19 protein-coding genes, 1 tRNA gene and 1 pseudogene are annotated in these 16,070 nt (G+C 42.3%); 14 read left to right on the forward strand and 7 right to left on the reverse strand.

Annotated elements, in window-relative coordinates; genetic code table 11:
• Positions 1-53: 53 nt before the first annotated feature.
• The 4 genes from ribD to C6N34_RS02845 form a co-directional block, all read right to left on the reverse strand.
• The gene (ribD, locus tag C6N34_RS02830; protein WP_115538457.1) at positions 54-1,211 is read right to left on the reverse strand and encodes a bifunctional diaminohydroxyphosphoribosylaminopyrimidine deaminase/5-amino-6-(5-phosphoribosylamino)uracil reductase RibD; all 1,158 of its coding nucleotides are present in this window, start codon (positions 1,209-1,211) and stop codon (positions 54-56) included.
• Between the two features lie 43 nt (positions 1,212-1,254).
• Positions 1,255-1,893 carry a rod shape-determining protein MreD gene (mreD, locus tag C6N34_RS02835; RefSeq protein ID WP_057178017.1) on the reverse strand — a complete coding sequence of 213 codons (639 nt, stop codon included), beginning with the start codon at positions 1,891-1,893 and terminating at the stop codon, positions 1,255-1,257.
• Positions 1,894-1,924: 31 nt separating this feature from the next.
• Complete coding sequence (mreC, locus tag C6N34_RS02840) at positions 1,925-2,731, reverse strand: rod shape-determining protein MreC (protein ID WP_057178018.1); 807 nt, start codon at positions 2,729-2,731, stop codon at positions 1,925-1,927.
• 170 nt (positions 2,732-2,901) lie between these two features.
• A complete protein-coding gene (locus C6N34_RS02845; protein ID WP_115538458.1) occupies positions 2,902-3,909 on the reverse strand; it encodes a rod shape-determining protein in 1,008 nt (335 codons plus the stop codon).
• Between the two features lie 647 nt (positions 3,910-4,556).
• Here C6N34_RS02845 and C6N34_RS16995 point away from each other — a divergent pair.
• Positions 4,557-4,688, forward strand: a complete 132-nt coding sequence (locus C6N34_RS16995) for a hypothetical protein (RefSeq protein WP_006277645.1) — start codon at positions 4,557-4,559, stop codon at positions 4,686-4,688.
• A gap of 405 nt (positions 4,689-5,093) precedes the next feature.
• Positions 5,094-5,393, forward strand: a pseudogene (gene ssb / locus C6N34_RS02850) (single-stranded DNA-binding protein); the annotation flags it as partial.
• A gap of 57 nt (positions 5,394-5,450) precedes the next feature.
• On the opposite strand, the gene C6N34_RS02855 reads toward ssb, so the two are convergent.
• Positions 5,451-5,523: transfer RNA gene (locus tag C6N34_RS02855), tRNA-His, on the reverse strand.
• A gap of 106 nt (positions 5,524-5,629) precedes the next feature.
• Here C6N34_RS02855 and C6N34_RS02860 point away from each other — a divergent pair.
• Positions 5,630-6,010, forward strand: coding sequence for a DUF4359 domain-containing protein (locus C6N34_RS02860; protein WP_115538459.1), 381 nt, complete (start codon positions 5,630-5,632; stop codon positions 6,008-6,010).
• Between the two features lie 11 nt (positions 6,011-6,021).
• On the opposite strand, the gene C6N34_RS02865 is transcribed toward C6N34_RS02860, so the two are convergent.
• Positions 6,022-6,210 carry a hypothetical protein gene (locus C6N34_RS02865; RefSeq protein ID WP_006277650.1) on the reverse strand — a complete coding sequence of 63 codons (189 nt, stop codon included), beginning with the start codon at positions 6,208-6,210 and terminating at the stop codon, positions 6,022-6,024.
• A 37-nt stretch (positions 6,211-6,247) separates the two neighbouring features.
• On the opposite strand from C6N34_RS02865, the gene C6N34_RS02870 reads away from it, so the two are divergent.
• A complete protein-coding gene (locus tag C6N34_RS02870; protein ID WP_115538460.1) occupies positions 6,248-6,979 on the forward strand; it encodes a sirohydrochlorin chelatase in 732 nt (243 codons plus the stop codon).
• Positions 6,980-6,983: 4 nt separating this feature from the next.
• On the forward strand, positions 6,984-7,745 hold the full coding sequence (gene cobA, locus C6N34_RS02875) for a uroporphyrinogen-III C-methyltransferase (RefSeq protein WP_057178022.1): 762 nt from the start codon (positions 6,984-6,986) through the stop codon (positions 7,743-7,745).
• On the opposite strand, the gene C6N34_RS02880 is transcribed toward cobA, so the two are convergent.
• Positions 7,738-8,664, reverse strand: coding sequence for a DUF4388 domain-containing protein (locus C6N34_RS02880; protein ID WP_057178023.1), 927 nt, complete (start codon positions 8,662-8,664; stop codon positions 7,738-7,740). The two genes, cobA and C6N34_RS02880, sit on opposite strands and share 8 nt — an antisense overlap.
• Positions 8,665-8,767: 103 nt before the next feature.
• Between C6N34_RS02880 and C6N34_RS02885 the strand changes: the two genes are divergently transcribed.
• The 9 genes from C6N34_RS02885 to C6N34_RS02925 all read left to right on the forward strand — a co-directional run bounded on the left by C6N34_RS02885 (position 8,768) and on the right by C6N34_RS02925 (position 16,019).
• A complete protein-coding gene (locus C6N34_RS02885) occupies positions 8,768-9,748 on the forward strand; it encodes an RluA family pseudouridine synthase (protein ID WP_181884024.1) in 981 nt (326 codons plus the stop codon).
• 573 nt (positions 9,749-10,321) lie between these two features.
• On the forward strand, positions 10,322-10,843 hold the full coding sequence (locus C6N34_RS02890) for a phycocyanin subunit beta (protein ID WP_006277655.1): 522 nt from the start codon (positions 10,322-10,324) through the stop codon (positions 10,841-10,843).
• Between the two features lie 97 nt (positions 10,844-10,940).
• The gene (cpcA, locus tag C6N34_RS02895) at positions 10,941-11,429 is read left to right on the forward strand and encodes a phycocyanin subunit alpha (RefSeq protein WP_006277656.1); all 489 of its coding nucleotides are present in this window, start codon (positions 10,941-10,943) and stop codon (positions 11,427-11,429) included.
• A 161-nt stretch (positions 11,430-11,590) separates the two neighbouring features.
• Positions 11,591-12,451: a phycobilisome linker polypeptide gene (locus C6N34_RS02900; RefSeq protein WP_006277657.1), complete on the forward strand. Its 861-nt coding sequence runs from the start codon at positions 11,591-11,593 to the stop codon at positions 12,449-12,451.
• 43 nt (positions 12,452-12,494) lie between these two features.
• Complete coding sequence (locus C6N34_RS02905) at positions 12,495-12,737, forward strand: phycobilisome linker polypeptide (RefSeq protein ID WP_006277658.1); 243 nt, start codon at positions 12,495-12,497, stop codon at positions 12,735-12,737.
• Between the two features lie 10 nt (positions 12,738-12,747).
• Complete coding sequence (locus C6N34_RS02910; protein ID WP_006277659.1) at positions 12,748-13,572, forward strand: HEAT repeat domain-containing protein; 825 nt, start codon at positions 12,748-12,750, stop codon at positions 13,570-13,572.
• A gap of 157 nt (positions 13,573-13,729) precedes the next feature.
• Positions 13,730-14,380 (forward strand): HEAT repeat domain-containing protein, encoded by a 651-nt coding sequence (locus C6N34_RS02915; RefSeq protein ID WP_115538461.1) that lies wholly within the window; start codon positions 13,730-13,732, stop codon positions 14,378-14,380.
• A 22-nt stretch (positions 14,381-14,402) separates the two neighbouring features.
• Positions 14,403-15,242: a phycobilisome rod-core linker polypeptide gene (locus tag C6N34_RS02920; protein WP_057178025.1), complete on the forward strand. Its 840-nt coding sequence runs from the start codon at positions 14,403-14,405 to the stop codon at positions 15,240-15,242.
• Positions 15,243-15,275: 33 nt separating this feature from the next.
• Positions 15,276-16,019 (forward strand): phycobilisome rod-core linker polypeptide, encoded by a 744-nt coding sequence (locus C6N34_RS02925; RefSeq protein WP_115538462.1) that lies wholly within the window; start codon positions 15,276-15,278, stop codon positions 16,017-16,019.
• Positions 16,020-16,070: the final 51 nt, after the last annotated feature.

Consider the following 16,070-nt stretch of genomic DNA (forward strand, 5'->3'; position numbering starts at 1 on the left):
CGTGTAGTATTATCCCAATGGGTACAAAACACAAATGTGATACTTCGGTCTTTTTAAGTTGAGGACGTGGTTTTTAACTGCGGATTAACAGTCTTTTGTGGCAAGTAACCCTCCACTAAACAGTCACAACCGATAGTACGCCAATTAACCCGTTCTAAAACTAAAGATTCAGTCATAGAACTCAAACCCAGGTCGCCAACGGGCGTAGGCGCGTCTATGCCACCAATGATTTTGGGAGCAATAAAAGCCAGGACTTTTTGCACTGCATTTTCAGCAATTGCTCTTGCAGCTAGAGTTCCTCCACATTCCCACAGCACGGTACAAAAGCCACGCTCATACAGATGAGCCATTACCAGTCCCGGTGTTAATAGAGGTAGTTCCAGCACTTCTACACCCTTTTGGAGTAACATTTGCTGAAAATCAGGTGAACTACCTTCCTGGGTCAATACCAAGGTAGGAGCTACCCTGGTGTCCCAAAGATGGGCATTTTCTGGCAAATTCAAACTGGCACTCATCACCACTCGTAAGGGGTTATATCCTGTTTGTTGGTGAGTTGTTAAGTGGGGATTATCTCGTCTCACCGTGTTACCACCAACAATTACAGCATCACAAGCTGCTCTGAGTTGATGAACTTCGCTGCGGGCTTGACTGTTTGTAATCCAAGTGCTGTGTCCAGAATTACTAGCAATTTTGCCATCTAAGGTCATGGCATACTTCAAAATGCCTAAAGGTTTTTTGTGTAGAACACGATGGACAAAACCTTCATTTAGTTTCTGACAAGCTTCTTCTTCTACTCCTATAATTACCTCTATACCTGCTGCACGCAGTCTAGCAATACCAGCACCAGCTACCAATGGGTTAGGATCAACCATCCCCACCACTACCTTAGCCACACCCGCGTTAATTAAAGACAGAGAACAGGGAGGAGTCCTTCCATAATGATTACAAGGTTCCAGACTCACATAAATAGTAGCTCCACGAGCCCTTTCCCCAGCAGCTCTCAAGGCAAAAACTTCCGCATGGGGCTCACCAGCACGAGGATGAAAACCTTCGCCGACAATTTCTCCATCTTTGACCACCACTGCTCCCACTAGGGGGTTGGGTGAAGTGCGTCCCAAAGCTAATCGTGCCAGTTCTAAACACCTTTGCATCATTAGGGCGTCAAACTCGCTATCTAATATATTTGATGGTACTGTGAGTGGGGTTAACATCAGCTATTTTCCACCTGATAAATACATGATGAATTACGAGTTATTAATTACGAGTTAACTTAATAATTTTTTGCCACCAATGATTAAGAGGGTAATACACTACAGGGGCCCAAAGACTGCTGAGAATAGCAGAAGAAAGAGTAGATCTCTGGTAGTATATCCAGATATCCTCAATCATCTGGAAACAATTAGGTTTACAACTATTATTCGTGAAGAATAACTGAACAACAAAAACAGTATTTGATATAAGAACCATAATAAATACTATGAGGGCGATGGAAATAAAATCCTCCTGAATAAAACGGTGTTTTTGCAGTCGACTAGTTAATATTCCTACAATTGCTAGGCTTACAGTGTGGGAAGGATGAGGAGATGTTAAAGCATCTTGCAACAACCCCATAATTATACCCGCGAATGCACCAGAAATTGCAGGACGTTTCACACTCCAAGCGACTAACCAAATTAATGCCCAGTTGGGTGCTATTCCCAACAGCTCCATACCCAAAAATCTGGTTGGTGACATTAATAGACATAAAAGCACAGATATAAATATAATTACCCAGTTTAAACCTTGTCGTGACCATGGATACCAGTACTTCAGTGGAGGAATTAAGGGCTTAGATTGTTGGTATTTTTTGGTTGAATTGAGATTTTTAGCACTAAAAAATCCAGAAATTTTCATTGTTTTACCAGATTGATGAGATTCTGTTTAATTATTTATTGCTCTGGTTATCATTAGAGTTGTTTGGTATTCCCTCCAGATTATCGGGTACGTGGGGATAGATTGTCACCCAGTCCAAGTAACGAATTGGTGGAAACAATTCCACTTTAGCTAACGGGGCTGGCAATTTCTTTAAATCTAAAGACTTTATTTTCCCCACCGGTTCCCCGGGTGGAAATTTTCGACTGTAGGTGGAAGTGGATACTAGATCCCCTATCTTAATATTAGGGACCTTCTCGTAAAACTCTAACACCCCCTCCCCGGAATAATCACCCCGCAAAATACCTTTAGCTGCAGTTCGACTAATAGTTACTCCTACTTGACTTGTGGCATCGCTAATTAATACAATACGGCTAGTATGGGGAGTAACTGTCCGCACTAAACCCACTAGCCCGCCTTCTGCTTTGACTACAAAACCAGGTTTAATTCCTACTTGTGCTCCCCTATTTACAGTTACTTGTTGCCACCAATGATCTGCACTGCGTCCCACTACTCTTGCTACTACTGGGCGATTGGAAGTGCCCCCCTTCTCTACATAGCCCAGTAAATTTTGTAGTCTTTGGTTTTGGGTTTGTAATTCCACTATGCGAGTTTGTAACTCCATGAGTTTGGCATCGCGAATTTTATTCTCCGCATGATTACTAGATTGCAAAGTAGTTAAAGGAAAGATAAAAGATTGGTATAGCTCCATTAATAATTCACCATTTGTCTCCTTCAATGTCCAAGCACCACTCAATATCAAACCTAATAATGCTAGTTGCAATGTTTTATGTTCCCACCAACGCTTTATAGTAAACATTTGTACCTTAAATTAACATGTAATGGATTAGTCAGTCAGTGTTTTAGTAAAAAACAGTACCCATCAAGCATTTCAATAATGATTTTCACCTTTATTATTACTTAGTGGATACTATCCAATTACAATAATTTAGATGGATCCAGGTATCCACTAGGCTAGCATTAAGACTTCTACGTGTTACGCGACCTTCCACTAAATACACGTTCAAGCTGCTTAAAGTTTTCCAAGACACGTCCAGTTCCCAAGACTACACAGCTCAATGGATCCGCAGCTATGTGGGTTACTATACCAGTTTCATGACTAATTAGTGTATCTATGCCTTTAAGTAGTGCACCGCCTCCTGCTAACATAATTCCTCTATCAATAATATCGGCTGCCAGTTCTGGAGGCGTTCTTTCCAGAGTGCGTTTAACTGCTTCTACTATAATTGCTAATGGTTCTAGCATGCTTTCACGTACTTCTTGCCCTTGCACTGTGACTGTTCTTGGCAATCCAGAAAGCAAGTGGAGACCTCGAACTTCCATAGTCCCCTGATCTTCATCACTGGTGGGATAGGCCGAACCAATGCGGATTTTAATTTCTTCTGCTGTTCTTTCCCCAATTACCAGATTATGAACTTTCTTCATGTACTGAGTGATGGAATCGGTCAGCTCATCACCAGCAATCCGAACTGACTCGCTGACCACTGTTCCCTGCAAGCTAAGTACAGCTACTTCTGTAGTTCCCCCACCAATATCGATAATCATATTACCAGTGGGCTCTGCTACTGGCAAACCAGCACCAATAGCTGCTGCTACTGGTTCATCAATTAGATATACTTCTCTGGCCCCTGCTTGAGTAGCTGCATCCATAACAGCTCTTCTCTCCACTCCCGTTACTCCACTGGGAATGCCAATGACAATCCTCGGGAGGAGCAGAGGTTTCCCATCATTTACCCTTTGAATGAAGCTTTTTAACATTAGCTCGGCTGTGTCAAAGTCGGCTATAACACCATCACGAAGGGGTCGAACTGCCGTAATATTGCCTGGAGTTCGGCCCAGCATTCTTTTGGCATCCTCTCCCACTGCTAAGGCTATTTTTTCATTATGATCAATCGCCACTACTGATGGTTCCTGTAATACTATGCCTTTACCAGACACATATACTAAGGTGTTAGCTGTACCGAGATCGATACCCATATCCCATGACGAGCGGAAGTTTCTAAAGAAAGGAACCACGCTTATGCCCCCAAATTTCATTAATTTCAATGTTAACAGTTAGGTGTTATTATTCTGGATCTCAGACACATCCTAGCCTAACTCCAGTTGATCAGACTATTTTTCCAGTAATTTTCTCGACATTTTCAGCAATTAGTCACAGGCATCTCCTTTACTCTATTCTTAACTTACTGAGTACAACCGCAAAATTGGGGAGAATATTCTCCCAAGAATTAACTACCATATTTTATGGGTTTTCACAAGAAAATCTCCCGCCTCGATAACGATTAAATTGTCAATACCACATTTGTTTGTTATAATGTAACCGCATTTCTTTTTGGAAACAAGGTAACGGTAACACGAATGAGCATTAATGTTGTCACTCTGGTGGGACGTGCTGGCGGCGATCCCAGTATCAAGTATTTTGGTGCGACCCGTTAAATGGGAAACCAAGCCCTAGCCTGGAAACCATTACAAGGATGTGGCTGTGTGCCTACTTCACCTTGAAACTTAGCTCCTGAGAGGGTGAGATTTCTAAGCAATGTGAGAAAACTATAACAAATGTCAAGAAATGCTCATAGATTAAAATCTTTAACAAGCTTCTTAGAACTTCAATTCCCTCCTTCTAGATGCCAGAAGATGCAACGCCCCCACTTTTGGGACTGACAATCACCAAGGGTGAAGCGGGGAGTAAAGGAGGTAACTTTGAACCTGGCAAGGAATCCCTCCGAGCAGAGATGGGTATGAGTAAGGTAATCTGAATCTATGTTGGAGCCGTCGTTATTGATATCAGCCTACACAGGTTATTGGCTGTGCCAAAAGGCAAGGATTTGGGCTAGGCAATCCAAAATTTGACCTAGGGCATTCCCGCATAAACCCGGCGGATAGTAGGACTCTAACCCCATCGTCAAGCAGGAGCTAGGAACGGGATAACCCCCCAATTTCTCTCTCAATTTTCTATTGCTGAGTAGGGAGTCACCCGCATGATTTTGGGGGGAGGGATTGGCTCAGAAGCCAAGGCCTTTGGGAAAGCCAAAGGATATGCAGACAGAGCCACAATAACTCAAAATACGTCCCATTGAGTTATTGAGGAGCCGTGTGCGGTGAAAGTCGCATGCACGGTTTTGAAGCAGAGGTAACCAGGGTGACCTGTTTATCGACTGTAACAGTCGGGAACTGTTAAGTGCGATTTGACTTTAGCAGTTAATCGCAGAACTCGTAATAGTGACCAACCAGATTGGTTTAATCTGGAAATCTGGGGCAAAACAGCAGAGGTGGCTAATAATTATGTCCGCAAAGGTGCATTAATTGGTATTAAGGGTTTTCTTAAGTTTGATACCTGGAGCGATCGCCAGACCGGTACAAACCGTTCTAAGCCCGTCATTCAAGTAGAACAACTAGAATTACTAGGTTCTAAACGAGATAGCGAAGCTGGGATGGCTGATACAGCAGCGGAGAACTTTTAATCACTAAAAAGTTAGGCAGACGGGAACTTACCAGTCTGCCATCTGTATTTATTCAAGGGCGAACGATGGGACTTGAACCCACGAGTGGTGGAACCACAATCCACTGCCTTAACCACTTGGCTACGCTCGCCACCAACTCTTCTAAATTAACACGACCACATGAAAAAGATCAAGTTCCTTAGTAAAAATTCATCTTTTTTGTTAAATTAATCAGAAAGTACCTCTTTTCCTTAGATATGAAACTCTCTGTGATCATCATATCTCTAAGTGCACTGGCAATAGCTGGTTTGGGAGTAACTATGGCCCATACCAATCCCAGGGAAGTGACTTATCAGGAATACGCAGTTAAAAAAATAACTACTGTTCTCAAGACTGACGGTTGTCAGAAAGTGCCGATTTTCTTGCGCAACCTGGTTAAGTTTGACTGTAATCAGCTGGTTGATTCCGCTAAGTCACAGATTAAGGATGTGGTGGTTGCTACTACAAAAAGACAAAACTATGTTTTGCTGAGTATATATATCACCAACTTAAAAATTCACAACTCCCTACCAGGTTACACTTTTGAGACCCTGGGGGCGTTCAATAGTTTTTACACCTATAGAGTAAAACAGGAGTAGGAAGTAAGAATTTATACATTTACGGTGATGCTCTCAATTTGTTTAGCGGCTTTTTCCCATTGTTTAGCAGTATCTTCATCTTTCCAGTGAGTGCGGAGGTTTTCCGCTTTTTTATGGCAAATTCGTTCTAAGATCTCTAAAACTGCGGCCAGTGTGAGTTGATCAACCAAATGTTCTATAGCGTGGCTTGGTTCATTCATAAAAACCTCTTGTAAAGTATAAAATCTATAAGATCTAATGTCATCAGCTTACCTTTTAGTATCCCACGGTAGTAAGGACTCTCGACCAAACTTAGCCATAGAAGAACTAGCAAGGTTATTGTTTGAGAAACTAAACGCTGGAGAAGATCCAGAAAAGCACCTAGTAGGTGTAGGCACTTTAGAATTCAATAGTCAGCCATTAAGTGGACAAATAAAGGATTTTGCCCAAAAGGCTGTAGTTTGTAATTGCAAGTCTATTCAAGTCATACCTTTGTTTCTCCTACTGGGGGTCCACCTGATGTCAGATCTTCCCATGGAGGTGAAACTGGCCCAAGATTCTGTAGGGAATGACCTCCCCATTAAAATTAAACCATATTTAGGTAGTCATGCCATGATGTGGAAATTATTGGCCGTGGGAATGGCTCAAATATCAGCAGAAGCATTCATTCTTTTAGCCCATGGTAGTAGGCGTGCAAATTCTCATCATCCTGTAGAAACCATTGCCAACAATTTAAGTGCATTTAGCGCCTATTGGTCAGTTTCTCCCAGCTTGGAAGCTAGAGTTATAGACCTGGTGAGTACTGGTTATCAACGGATTGGCATCTTACCATACTTTCTCTTTTCCGGAGGGATTACGGATGAGATTGTCATTATGGTGGAAAGGTTAACATTAAAATTTCCAGAAATCAAGTTAGAGTTAGCCTCACCTTTGGGAGTAACTTCCCAATTAGTTGATATAATCTGGGATTTAGCAATACAAGAGGAATAAATTTTTGGGTAAGGTGTATTTAGTTGGTGCTGGACCTGGTGATCCAGGACTGATGACTCTCAAGGGTAAGGGTTTATTAGAACGTGCTAACGTGGTTGTCTATGATGCGTTGGTTAGTCCACAAGTTTTGGACATGATTAGTCCCCAAGCAGAAAAAATAGATGCTGGTAAGCGGATGGGAAGACATTCACTCTTACAGGAGGAAACTACTCAACTACTTATAGAAAAAGCCCAAGAACATGAAATTGTCGTGCGATTGAAGGGAGGCGACCCTTTTATTTTTGGGCGTGGTGGCGAGGAAATGGCTGAGTTGATAGCTGGGGGAATTAGCGTAGAAGTTGTTCCAGGGATTACCGCTGGTATTGCAGCAGCAGCTTATGCTGGCATTCCCTTGACCCATCGTCTGTATAGTTCTTCTGTGACATTTGTTACTGGACATGAAGCCATGGGTAAGTACCGACCAGCGGTCAATTGGCAAGCAATTGCCCAAAGTTCAGAAACTATTGTGATTTATATGGGTATGCACAATCTTCCCTATATCCTGGAACAGTTGATGGGGGTAGGAATGAGTTCACAAACTCCTATTGCTTTAGTTCGCTGGGGAACTCGTCTGGAGCAGGAAGAATTAATCGGTGAGTTGGGAACCATTATTCAACAAGTGGCAAAAACGGGATTTAGCGCTCCAGCTATAGCTGTTATTGGCTCAGTAGTAAAAATGCATGGTGTTTTATCCGTTCATCAGGGAGTTTTGAAACCGTCTAATTGATGTTTTCAAAAATCACTTTCATTAACTCATCTTGATTGAAGGGTTTACCCAAACAAGCAGTAGCTCCTACTAGTCTAGTTATAATTTTATTGATTAAGTTATTTTTCTTGGTTACTAGGATTATTGGTATGCCTTTTGAAGAGAACTGTTTGCATAATAATAAACCAATACCATAGCTGCTGAGCTTGGGCATGGTTACATCCAGAATAATCATGTCCGGTCTGATGACAGAAACTCCCATCACATCTGGGTCTGTTATATCTATTATGTTAAATATTGTTTGATTTAATAGTTTTCTAATATAGTTTAACAATACTATATTTTGACTAGCACAAGCAATTGTATAGGTTGGGGAAAGATTTTGGGGATCCAGACCAGATTCTTCTCGGGAAACATGGATTTCTGATTTGTACTTTTGCACCAAGGAATTGACGTTCAAGTGGCAGAATTTGGGTAGGGGATCTAAAAAGCTTTGAGGAATAAATTCATAGCTCCCTTGGTCAATTTCAAAAAATGATTCTAAAAACTCTAATACTAATTGTTCAATCAGTATCCCTGCCTCTACAAGGCTAATATACTGCTCATCCACTAACCAGCAAATGGCTAAATAGTCCGCATGGGAAATAGTCTGATTTTGTACACATTGTTCCACAAAATTCTCTAACTGCTCATTAATCCTCATCAGATTAGAATTTTGCCAACTTAACCGCTGCAAATTTCGATAAATCGGCTCCCAGATGTTTTCTGACCGACTAGCGTAAACAAGGTGACCTTCTTGTAAATATATTGACCAGGTTCCAGAAGGGCTAAAAACTTGCAAACAACCGGTGGTAGAGTCGTTGACAATTTTCACTAGTATAGATAGAGGTTGTATTTTTTGAAAAAATCTATATCTATTAATAGGGATAGTAGTTGACATAATTTGTGAGTACGAGTGTAAATACAAAACTTAACAACACCTGTTAATTATTTCCTTTATCTTCTCTCCCCTATTTATAGCAAAATTAGCGTGGAATTTTGCTATGATTTGCACAGGATGCTGGCAAAATGGCAAGAACATCGCAAATCACTATTCACTAATTGTGGTTAAAATTCATCTTTCTATTACGCAAAAAACCCAACGATTAGACCGTTATTTGTCATCTGTAATACCAGATCTATCTCGTTCTCGAATTCAAGACCTAATTGAACAAGGTTATGTCCAGGTAAATGGAAAAGTCTGTTACTCCAAGAATATTACCCTGGATGGGGGAGAATATCTGGAAGTAGAAATTCCCCCAGTGCAAGCTGCTCAACTAGTAGCACAAGATATTCCCCTGGATATTCTCTACGAAGATGAACAATTACTAATTCTCAATAAACCCGCAGGTTTAGTGGTTCATCCAGCACCGGGTCATTTGGAAGGTACGCTAGTTCATGCTCTGTTGGCCCACTGTCCTAATTTACCAGGAATCGGAGGTGTGCAACGACCCGGTATTGTACATAGGCTTGACAAAGATACTACAGGAGCAATTGCCATTGCAAAAACAGACATTGCTTACAAACAATTACAATTACAGTTACAATCTAAGATAGCAAGAAGGGAATATTTAGGAGTAGTTTATGGTGCGCCTAAAAGTGAAAGTGGGACAATAGACCTACCCATTGGTCGTCACCCTCAGCAGCGGAAAAAAATGGCCATAGTTCCAGTAGAGCAGGGAGGTAGAAATGCAATTACTAACTGGCACATTAAAGAAAGATTAGGTAATTATACACTAATTTATTTTCAACTAGAAACTGGGCGTACCCATCAAATTAGAGTGCATAGTGCCAAAATGGGTCATCCTATAGTGGGGGATCCAGTATATAGTTCTGGTCGTTCCGTGGGGGTAAACTTGCCAGGACAAGCGTTACATGCTTGGCAACTGAAACTACAACATCCCACTTCTGGAGAATGGGTAGAAGTAACCGCTCCACTTCCTGATAGCTTGACAAAATTAATCGAGGTTTTACGTCGACGCTGAGAGATTGGCTAAAGATGGAGGAATATGGCGAAATATCTCGAAATGTAAAATTTACAATGTCTAGTTCACATTAGTTAATAATGACCACCCTATCCAGATAGGCCAGGAACATCAATCCAGTTCAGTCTTGATAGATTTTTACGGAATTCTTAAATTAGTATAAAGGGGACAAAATTCGCCAAATTCTGGAAACTTCATGAAGTTATGTAACAAACTCGAGAAACTTTTAGGGGATCTAAGCCTTGTAGATAAAGGGTTTTGGAGGTTTTCTCTCTCTTGACTCATTTATTCATAAATTGTAACAAATAAAGTATCTATGGCATTGTATAAACTAATCAGAAAGGGGTTCAAAACCAGAGCAAAGTTAAATAAGACAACCAATCGGGTTGAGTTAGCTGGCTTCTCATAAAATTCCCTGTGGTTCTCAGAATTTCAGTCTGGAGCTAGACGAAACACCAAGACACAGGGGATAGGGAGAAGGTTGGCGCTAATGAGCTCAAAGTTTTTGATCATTCATCCCCGGTTGTTTTGATCAGCCCATCTCTCAACTAAGTAATTAGGAGATTAGAGTCCATGACATTAGATGTATTTTCCAAGGTTGTTTCCCAAGCTGACGCCAGAGGCGAATTTTTGAGCACTGAACAGTTAGACGCTTTAGCAGCAGTTGTAGCTTCCGGCAGCAAACGTCTAGATACTGTTAACCGTATTACAAGCAATGCTTCTGCTATCGTTACCGATGCTGCTCGTGCACTGTTTGAAGAACAGCCCCAACTAATTGCTCCTGGTGGTAATGCTTATACCAACCGTCGCATGGCTGCTTGTCTGCGCGATATGGAAATCATCTTACGCTATGTTACCTACGCTGCATTAGCTGGTGACGCTAGTGTTCTCGATGACCGTTGCTTGAATGGCTTACGCGAAACCTATATAGCTTTGGGTACTCCTGGTGCATCCGTAGCTGTTGGTGTTGGCAAAATGAAAGAAGCTGCAATCAAGATAGTTAACGATCCCAATGGTATTACCAAGGGCGATTGCAGTCAGATAGTTTCTGAATTGGCTGGCTACTTTGATCGTGCAGCAGCAGCTGTTGCGTAATTACCTATTCAACTACAAGTAGTTCAGAAGCTAGAAATCCTAGTTCTGCTTTATTACTCCCAACAAGATACGAAACCAATCAAGGAGAAAATTAACCATGAAAACCCCCATTACCGAAGCTATTGCAGCTGCTGATACCCAAGGACGCTTTTTGAGCAATACCGAATTACAAGCAGTTAACGGTCGTTTTGTACGTGCTGCTGCCAGCATGGAAGCCGCCCGTGGCTTAACAGCTAATGCTCAAAAACTAATTGATGGTGCTACCAACGCTGTATACCAAAAGTTCCCCTACACCACCTCCACTCCCGGGGCTCAGTATGCTGCTGATTCTCGTGGTAAATCCAAGTGCGCTCGTGACGTTGGTCACTACCTCCGCATTGTTACTTATAGCTTAGTTGCTGGTGGCACAGGTCCTTTGGATGAGTTCCTGATTGCTGGTTTGGCTGAAATCAACGGTGCTTTTAACCTATCCCCCAGCTGGTATGTGGAAGCTTTAAAATATATCAAAGCTAACCATGGATTGAGCGGTCAAGCTGCTAATGAAGCTAATACCTACATTGACTACGCTATCAACGCTCTAAGCTAGATAGATCCTTGCCCGGAGAGGGGTACAAGTGCTGGATGAGAAGATCCCTTTGGGGTTTAGTCAGTTGTGCGTGGGGAAGTGAGATTCCTGCGACTGAATCACCTAGCAGTTGAATCTCGCTCCGGGCATAGTTTTATGTATAAATAACCAAGGGGAAAACAATGGCAATTACAACAGCAGCGTCTAGACTGGGAACAGAACCATTTAGCGAAGCGCGTCGGGTTGAGCTGCGCCCCAGTGCCAGTCGCGAAGAGGTGGAATTGGTTATTAGAACAGCCTATCGGCAAGTATTAGGTAATGACTATATACTAGCTTCGGATAGACTTGTCAGTGCGGAGTCACTTTTGCGTGATGGCAATTTGACCGTTCGTGAGTTCGTAAGAGCGATCGCTAAATCTGAACTCTACAAAGTAAAGTTCTTCTATAACAGCTTTCAGACCAGACTGATAGAGCTGAACTATAAACACCTGTTGGGTAGGGCTCCATTGGATGAGTCAGAAGTGGTATACCACTTAGACTTATATAACAACAAAGGGTACGATGCAGAAATCGACTCTTACATAGATTCAGTGGAGTATCAAAACAACTTTGGAGAAAATATAGTTCCCTACTATCGGGGGTTTGATTTTCAACCAGGGCAAACCAGTGTGGGATTTACACGGATGTTCAGATTATACCGTGGATATGCCAACAGCGACACAGCCCAGGTAGAGGGAAGCAAATCCAGATTAGCCAGGGAACTTGCTGGTAAGAAAGCATCTTCCATAGTTGGTCCATCAGGAAGTAATGACAACTGGTCATTCCGTCCATCAGCAGACAATGCTCCCAAACAGAATTTGGGTAATGCTGTGGGGCAATCTGATCGCGTTTACCGAATTGAAGTAGCAGGCATTCGCAGTCCAGGATACCCCAGCGTGCGCCGCAGCAGCACAGCATTCATAGTACCTTACGAGCGTCTTTCTGACAAGATTCAGCAAATTCACAAACAAGGTGGAAAAATCGTCAGTATTACAGCCACGTAAGGTAAGTAGTTGATATTACCCATGAAGAGGAGATAGAGAGGTAATGTTTGGTCAAACAACACTAGGTGCTAGTAGCGTTTCTTCATCTGCAAGTCGTGTATTTCGTTACGAAGTTGTAGGGTTGAAACAAAACCAAGAAACGGACAAGAACAAATTCAGCATCAGACGCAGTGGTAGTGTGTTTATTACAGTGCCCTACAGTCGGATGACAGAAGAAATGCAGCGGATCAACCGACTGGGTGGCAAAATCGTCAAAATTGAAGCCCTGACAGCAGCAGAATCCTAAATACCTGGTGATGATAGAACCCAGTATATCCGAAGTATCTCCGGAAAGTGGGGCACAGTTGACACCAGAGCAAGCCATAGCTAATCTGCAATCATCGGATTTAAGTCTCCGCTATTATGCCGCCTGGTGGTTGGGTAAGTTCCGTATTAATCAGCCAGAAGCTATAGAGGCGCTAATCAAAGCCTTAACAGATGAAGCTGATAGAACGGAGTTGGGGGGGTATCCACTCCGACGCAATGCAGCCAGAGCTTTAGGTAAATTAGGGAGTTCCCAGGCTATAGAGGGATTGATTAGTTCCTTAAACTGTGAAGACTTTTATGTGCGAGAAGCAGCAGCTGAGTCTTTAGCCATGCTTAACGCCAAAACCGCAGTACCGGAACTGATAAAAATGCTAGGTGGGGGTTTGGCCCAAGCTGTGCAAGTGCCAGGTCGTCCCCATCTAGTTCAACCCTATGAAGCAGTATTAGAGGCTTTGGGTTCTCTTGGTGCGACTGAGGCCATTGGTCTAGTTGAACCCTTTTTAGAGCATTCCGTTCCCCGAGTAAAATGTGCCGCTGCTAGGGCCATGTATCAACTCACCCAAGATTCCCAATATGGGGAATACTTGGTGGAAATGCTACGAAACAGCGACCTGAAATTGCAAAGGGTGATTTTGGGTGATTTGGGGGCAATTGGCTATATAGGTGCTGCGGAAGCGATTTTCCAAGGCAAGGCGGAAAATAGCTTTAAACTCATGGCATTAAAGGGATTGTTGGAACATCATTTAAAAGATGTGTCACAAGGTATTTCTGAGTCAGCAATTCTGGTCATGAATCTTATGGACTCACTTTTATAGTCACTAAGTAGGGAGGCATAATTATTTGTAGGATTGGTTAGTGGTAGGGTAACTCGTGGGGGCGTTGGGTTTCGCACTCCTCAACCCAACCTACGTTCATGTTTAATTCCACTCACCCACTTAGTTCTTATTGACCTTTGAAAAATTACCTAGCATAATGACCCAGGAATTAATTGGTGCATTGGGTGGGGTGGAGCAATTAAATCAGTTAATTGATGCGGTTAATCAGGCTGAAACACCACTTGAAATGGTAACAGCAGTCAGAAACCTAGCTGCTGCCAAAAGTCCCGCTGCTATTGCCACCCTAATTGCCGTCTTTGGCTATAATAACCCACCAGCAGCAGGAGTGGCCCTAGCCGCACTTACCGACTTAGGAACAGTAGCAGTCCCTAGCCTGCTCGCACAAATAGATGATTATAACTATGGCGCACGGGCTTATTCGATTCGCACTCTAGCTGCGATCGCAGATCCCCGTGCTTTAGATGTATTGATCACTGCTGGGGTGACAGATTTTGCGCCCAGTGTGCGTCGTGCTGCAGCCAAAGGGCTAGGAAACTTAAACTGGTCCCAATTGGGGGATAATGAACGTGATTTAGCTATAGAACGAGCTTTGGAGGCACTATTGTTAATTTACCAGGATACAGACTGGTCAATTCGGTATGCAGCCATTGTGGGACTGGAATACCTAGGAAAAACCAGAAGGGAGACAATCTTGAACAAATTCCGAGAAATGATAGCTAATGAGGAAGAAAAAAGTATCAGGATTCGGATTCAATTGGCGACCAGTAAGGTAACTAGAGATAATTAACGATGATTAAAAAGGTAAAAAGATGTCAATACCATTGTTAGAATACTCACCTTCATCACAAAATCAGCGTGTAGAAGGGTATGAAGTTGCAAATGAAGACACACCCACGGTGTACAAGCTAAATTATGCCACATCAGATCAAGAAATTGATGAGATTATTTGGGCATCATACAGACAAGTTTTCAGCGAGCATCTGATTTTAACCAGCTATCGGCAAAAGTTTTTAGAATCTCAACTGCGGAATCGGGCAATTAATGTTAGGGACTTCATTAGAGGTTTAGGAAAATCCGAAGTTTTTCGTACTCAAATAGCAGAAGTTAACTCTAACTATCGGTTAGTAGATATTATCCTGCAGAGATTTTTAGGTAGAAAAGCCTACAATAGGGAAGAAGAGATAGCCTGGTCTATAGTAATTGGCACTAAAGGCGTACATGGATTTATTGATGCCCTATTGGAATCTGAAGAGTACATAAACAACTTTGGTGATGATATAGTACCCTATCAACGGAGAAGATTTGGGTCACGTCCTTTTAATCTGGTAAATCCTCGCTATAGCTCCTATTGGCGAGATACCCAAAGTATGCGTGTCCTAGATTATCGTTCCTTCTACAGTGCTCGCACTTATGGTACCGCCACCTCCGAGGATATTCGGAAATCGATTCCAGCTAACTTCTTTGCCATGGCGGGAAAAATCATTACTCCCGAGCGTAATTACCAAAGAACAATTGCTTCAGTTACTACCCAAATTGGATCCCTGGAAATTCCGGATACATCTAGGGAAGTTTCCACCCCAGAGGTGACTATTAAACCAGTAGCAGTATCTTTACCCTACAGCTATATCCCACCCATCTCCAAAAATTAGTCATTAGTTAACCAACAAAAACAACCCCCTAATATGGCCATACCCCCACTCCAATACAAACCCAGTTCTCAAAATCAAAGAGTAGCTGGTTACGAAGTACCTAATGAAGACACCCCCAGAATTTACCGTATAGAAGATTATGCTTTTACTGGTGAGGTGGAAGAGTTAATTTGGGCAGCTTATAGACAATTGTTTAGCGAACATGTAATTCTCAAATTCTACCGTCAAGGCAATTTAGAATCCCAGTTAAAAAACAAAGCCATCACCGTGCGGGACTTCGTTCGGGGTTTGGCCAAATCCCAAGCTTTTGACGATTTAGTCATTAAGACCAATTCCAATTATCGGTTGGTAGAAATTGCACTGAAACGGTTATTAGGTCGTGCTCCTTATAACAAAGAGGAAGAAATCGCTTGGTCGATTAAAATTGCCACCAACGGTTGGGATGGTTTTGTAGATGCTCTGGTAGATTCAGAGGAATATCAAAACAGTTTCGGTGAAAACATTATTCCTTACCAAAGACGGCGCTACAAAGATAGACCCTTTAATTTAGTTACACCTCGTTACGCCAACTACTGGCGCGATAAGATAGAAGCAGGACGTTACAAGCCTGGTAGCATTAGTGACTTTATGAAAATGGCTGCTTCCGTGAGTATCAGAACTGTCACTTATACACCTGTGAACACAGCTAACATTGCAATTCCTAAGACCACCAGGGAAACAGTACCTACAGGCATACCTGTGTCTATTAGCCCCAGTGCTAACTTCCCCGTCAAATAAATCCCCTAGGTGTGTAACCTAATGGGGGAAAATAATTAAAGTCAAATTTAT

Origin of the sequence: Cylindrospermopsis raciborskii Cr2010 (assembly GCF_003367075.2) — a bacterium.
GTDB lineage: Bacteria > Cyanobacteriota > Cyanobacteriia > Cyanobacteriales > Nostocaceae > Raphidiopsis > Raphidiopsis raciborskii.

Bases quoted from the DNA above. Each gene is read 5' to 3' on its own strand.
- ribD (WP_115538457.1), bottom strand. From the start codon at position 1,211: ATGTTAACCCCACTCACAGTACCATCAAATATATTAGATAGCGAGTTT.
- mreD (WP_057178017.1), bottom strand. From the start codon at position 1,893: ATGAAAATTTCTGGATTTTTTAGTGCTAAAAATCTCAATTCAACCAAA.
- mreC (WP_057178018.1), bottom strand. From the start codon at position 2,731: ATGTTTACTATAAAGCGTTGGTGGGAACATAAAACATTGCAACTAGCA.
- C6N34_RS02845 (WP_115538458.1), bottom strand. From the start codon at position 3,909: ATGGGTATCGATCTCGGTACAGCTAACACCTTAGTATATGTGTCTGGT.
- C6N34_RS16995 (WP_006277645.1), top strand. From the start codon at position 4,557: ATGCCAGAAGATGCAACGCCCCCACTTTTGGGACTGACAATCACCAAG.
- C6N34_RS02860 (WP_115538459.1), top strand. From the start codon at position 5,630: ATGAAACTCTCTGTGATCATCATATCTCTAAGTGCACTGGCAATAGCT.
- C6N34_RS02865 (WP_006277650.1), bottom strand. From the start codon at position 6,210: ATGAATGAACCAAGCCACGCTATAGAACATTTGGTTGATCAACTCACA.
- C6N34_RS02870 (WP_115538460.1), top strand. From the start codon at position 6,248: ATGTCATCAGCTTACCTTTTAGTATCCCACGGTAGTAAGGACTCTCGA.
- C6N34_RS02880 (WP_057178023.1), bottom strand. From the start codon at position 8,664: ATGTCAACTACTATCCCTATTAATAGATATAGATTTTTTCAAAAAATA.
- C6N34_RS02885 (WP_181884024.1), top strand. From the start codon at position 8,768: ATGATTTGCACAGGATGCTGGCAAAATGGCAAGAACATCGCAAATCAC.
- C6N34_RS02890 (WP_006277655.1), top strand. From the start codon at position 10,322: ATGACATTAGATGTATTTTCCAAGGTTGTTTCCCAAGCTGACGCCAGA.
- cpcA (WP_006277656.1), top strand. From the start codon at position 10,941: ATGAAAACCCCCATTACCGAAGCTATTGCAGCTGCTGATACCCAAGGA.
- C6N34_RS02900 (WP_006277657.1), top strand. From the start codon at position 11,591: ATGGCAATTACAACAGCAGCGTCTAGACTGGGAACAGAACCATTTAGC.
- C6N34_RS02905 (WP_006277658.1), top strand. From the start codon at position 12,495: ATGTTTGGTCAAACAACACTAGGTGCTAGTAGCGTTTCTTCATCTGCA.
- C6N34_RS02910 (WP_006277659.1), top strand. From the start codon at position 12,748: ATGATAGAACCCAGTATATCCGAAGTATCTCCGGAAAGTGGGGCACAG.
- C6N34_RS02915 (WP_115538461.1), top strand. From the start codon at position 13,730: ATGACCCAGGAATTAATTGGTGCATTGGGTGGGGTGGAGCAATTAAAT.
- C6N34_RS02920 (WP_057178025.1), top strand. From the start codon at position 14,403: ATGTCAATACCATTGTTAGAATACTCACCTTCATCACAAAATCAGCGT.
- C6N34_RS02925 (WP_115538462.1), top strand. From the start codon at position 15,276: ATGGCCATACCCCCACTCCAATACAAACCCAGTTCTCAAAATCAAAGA.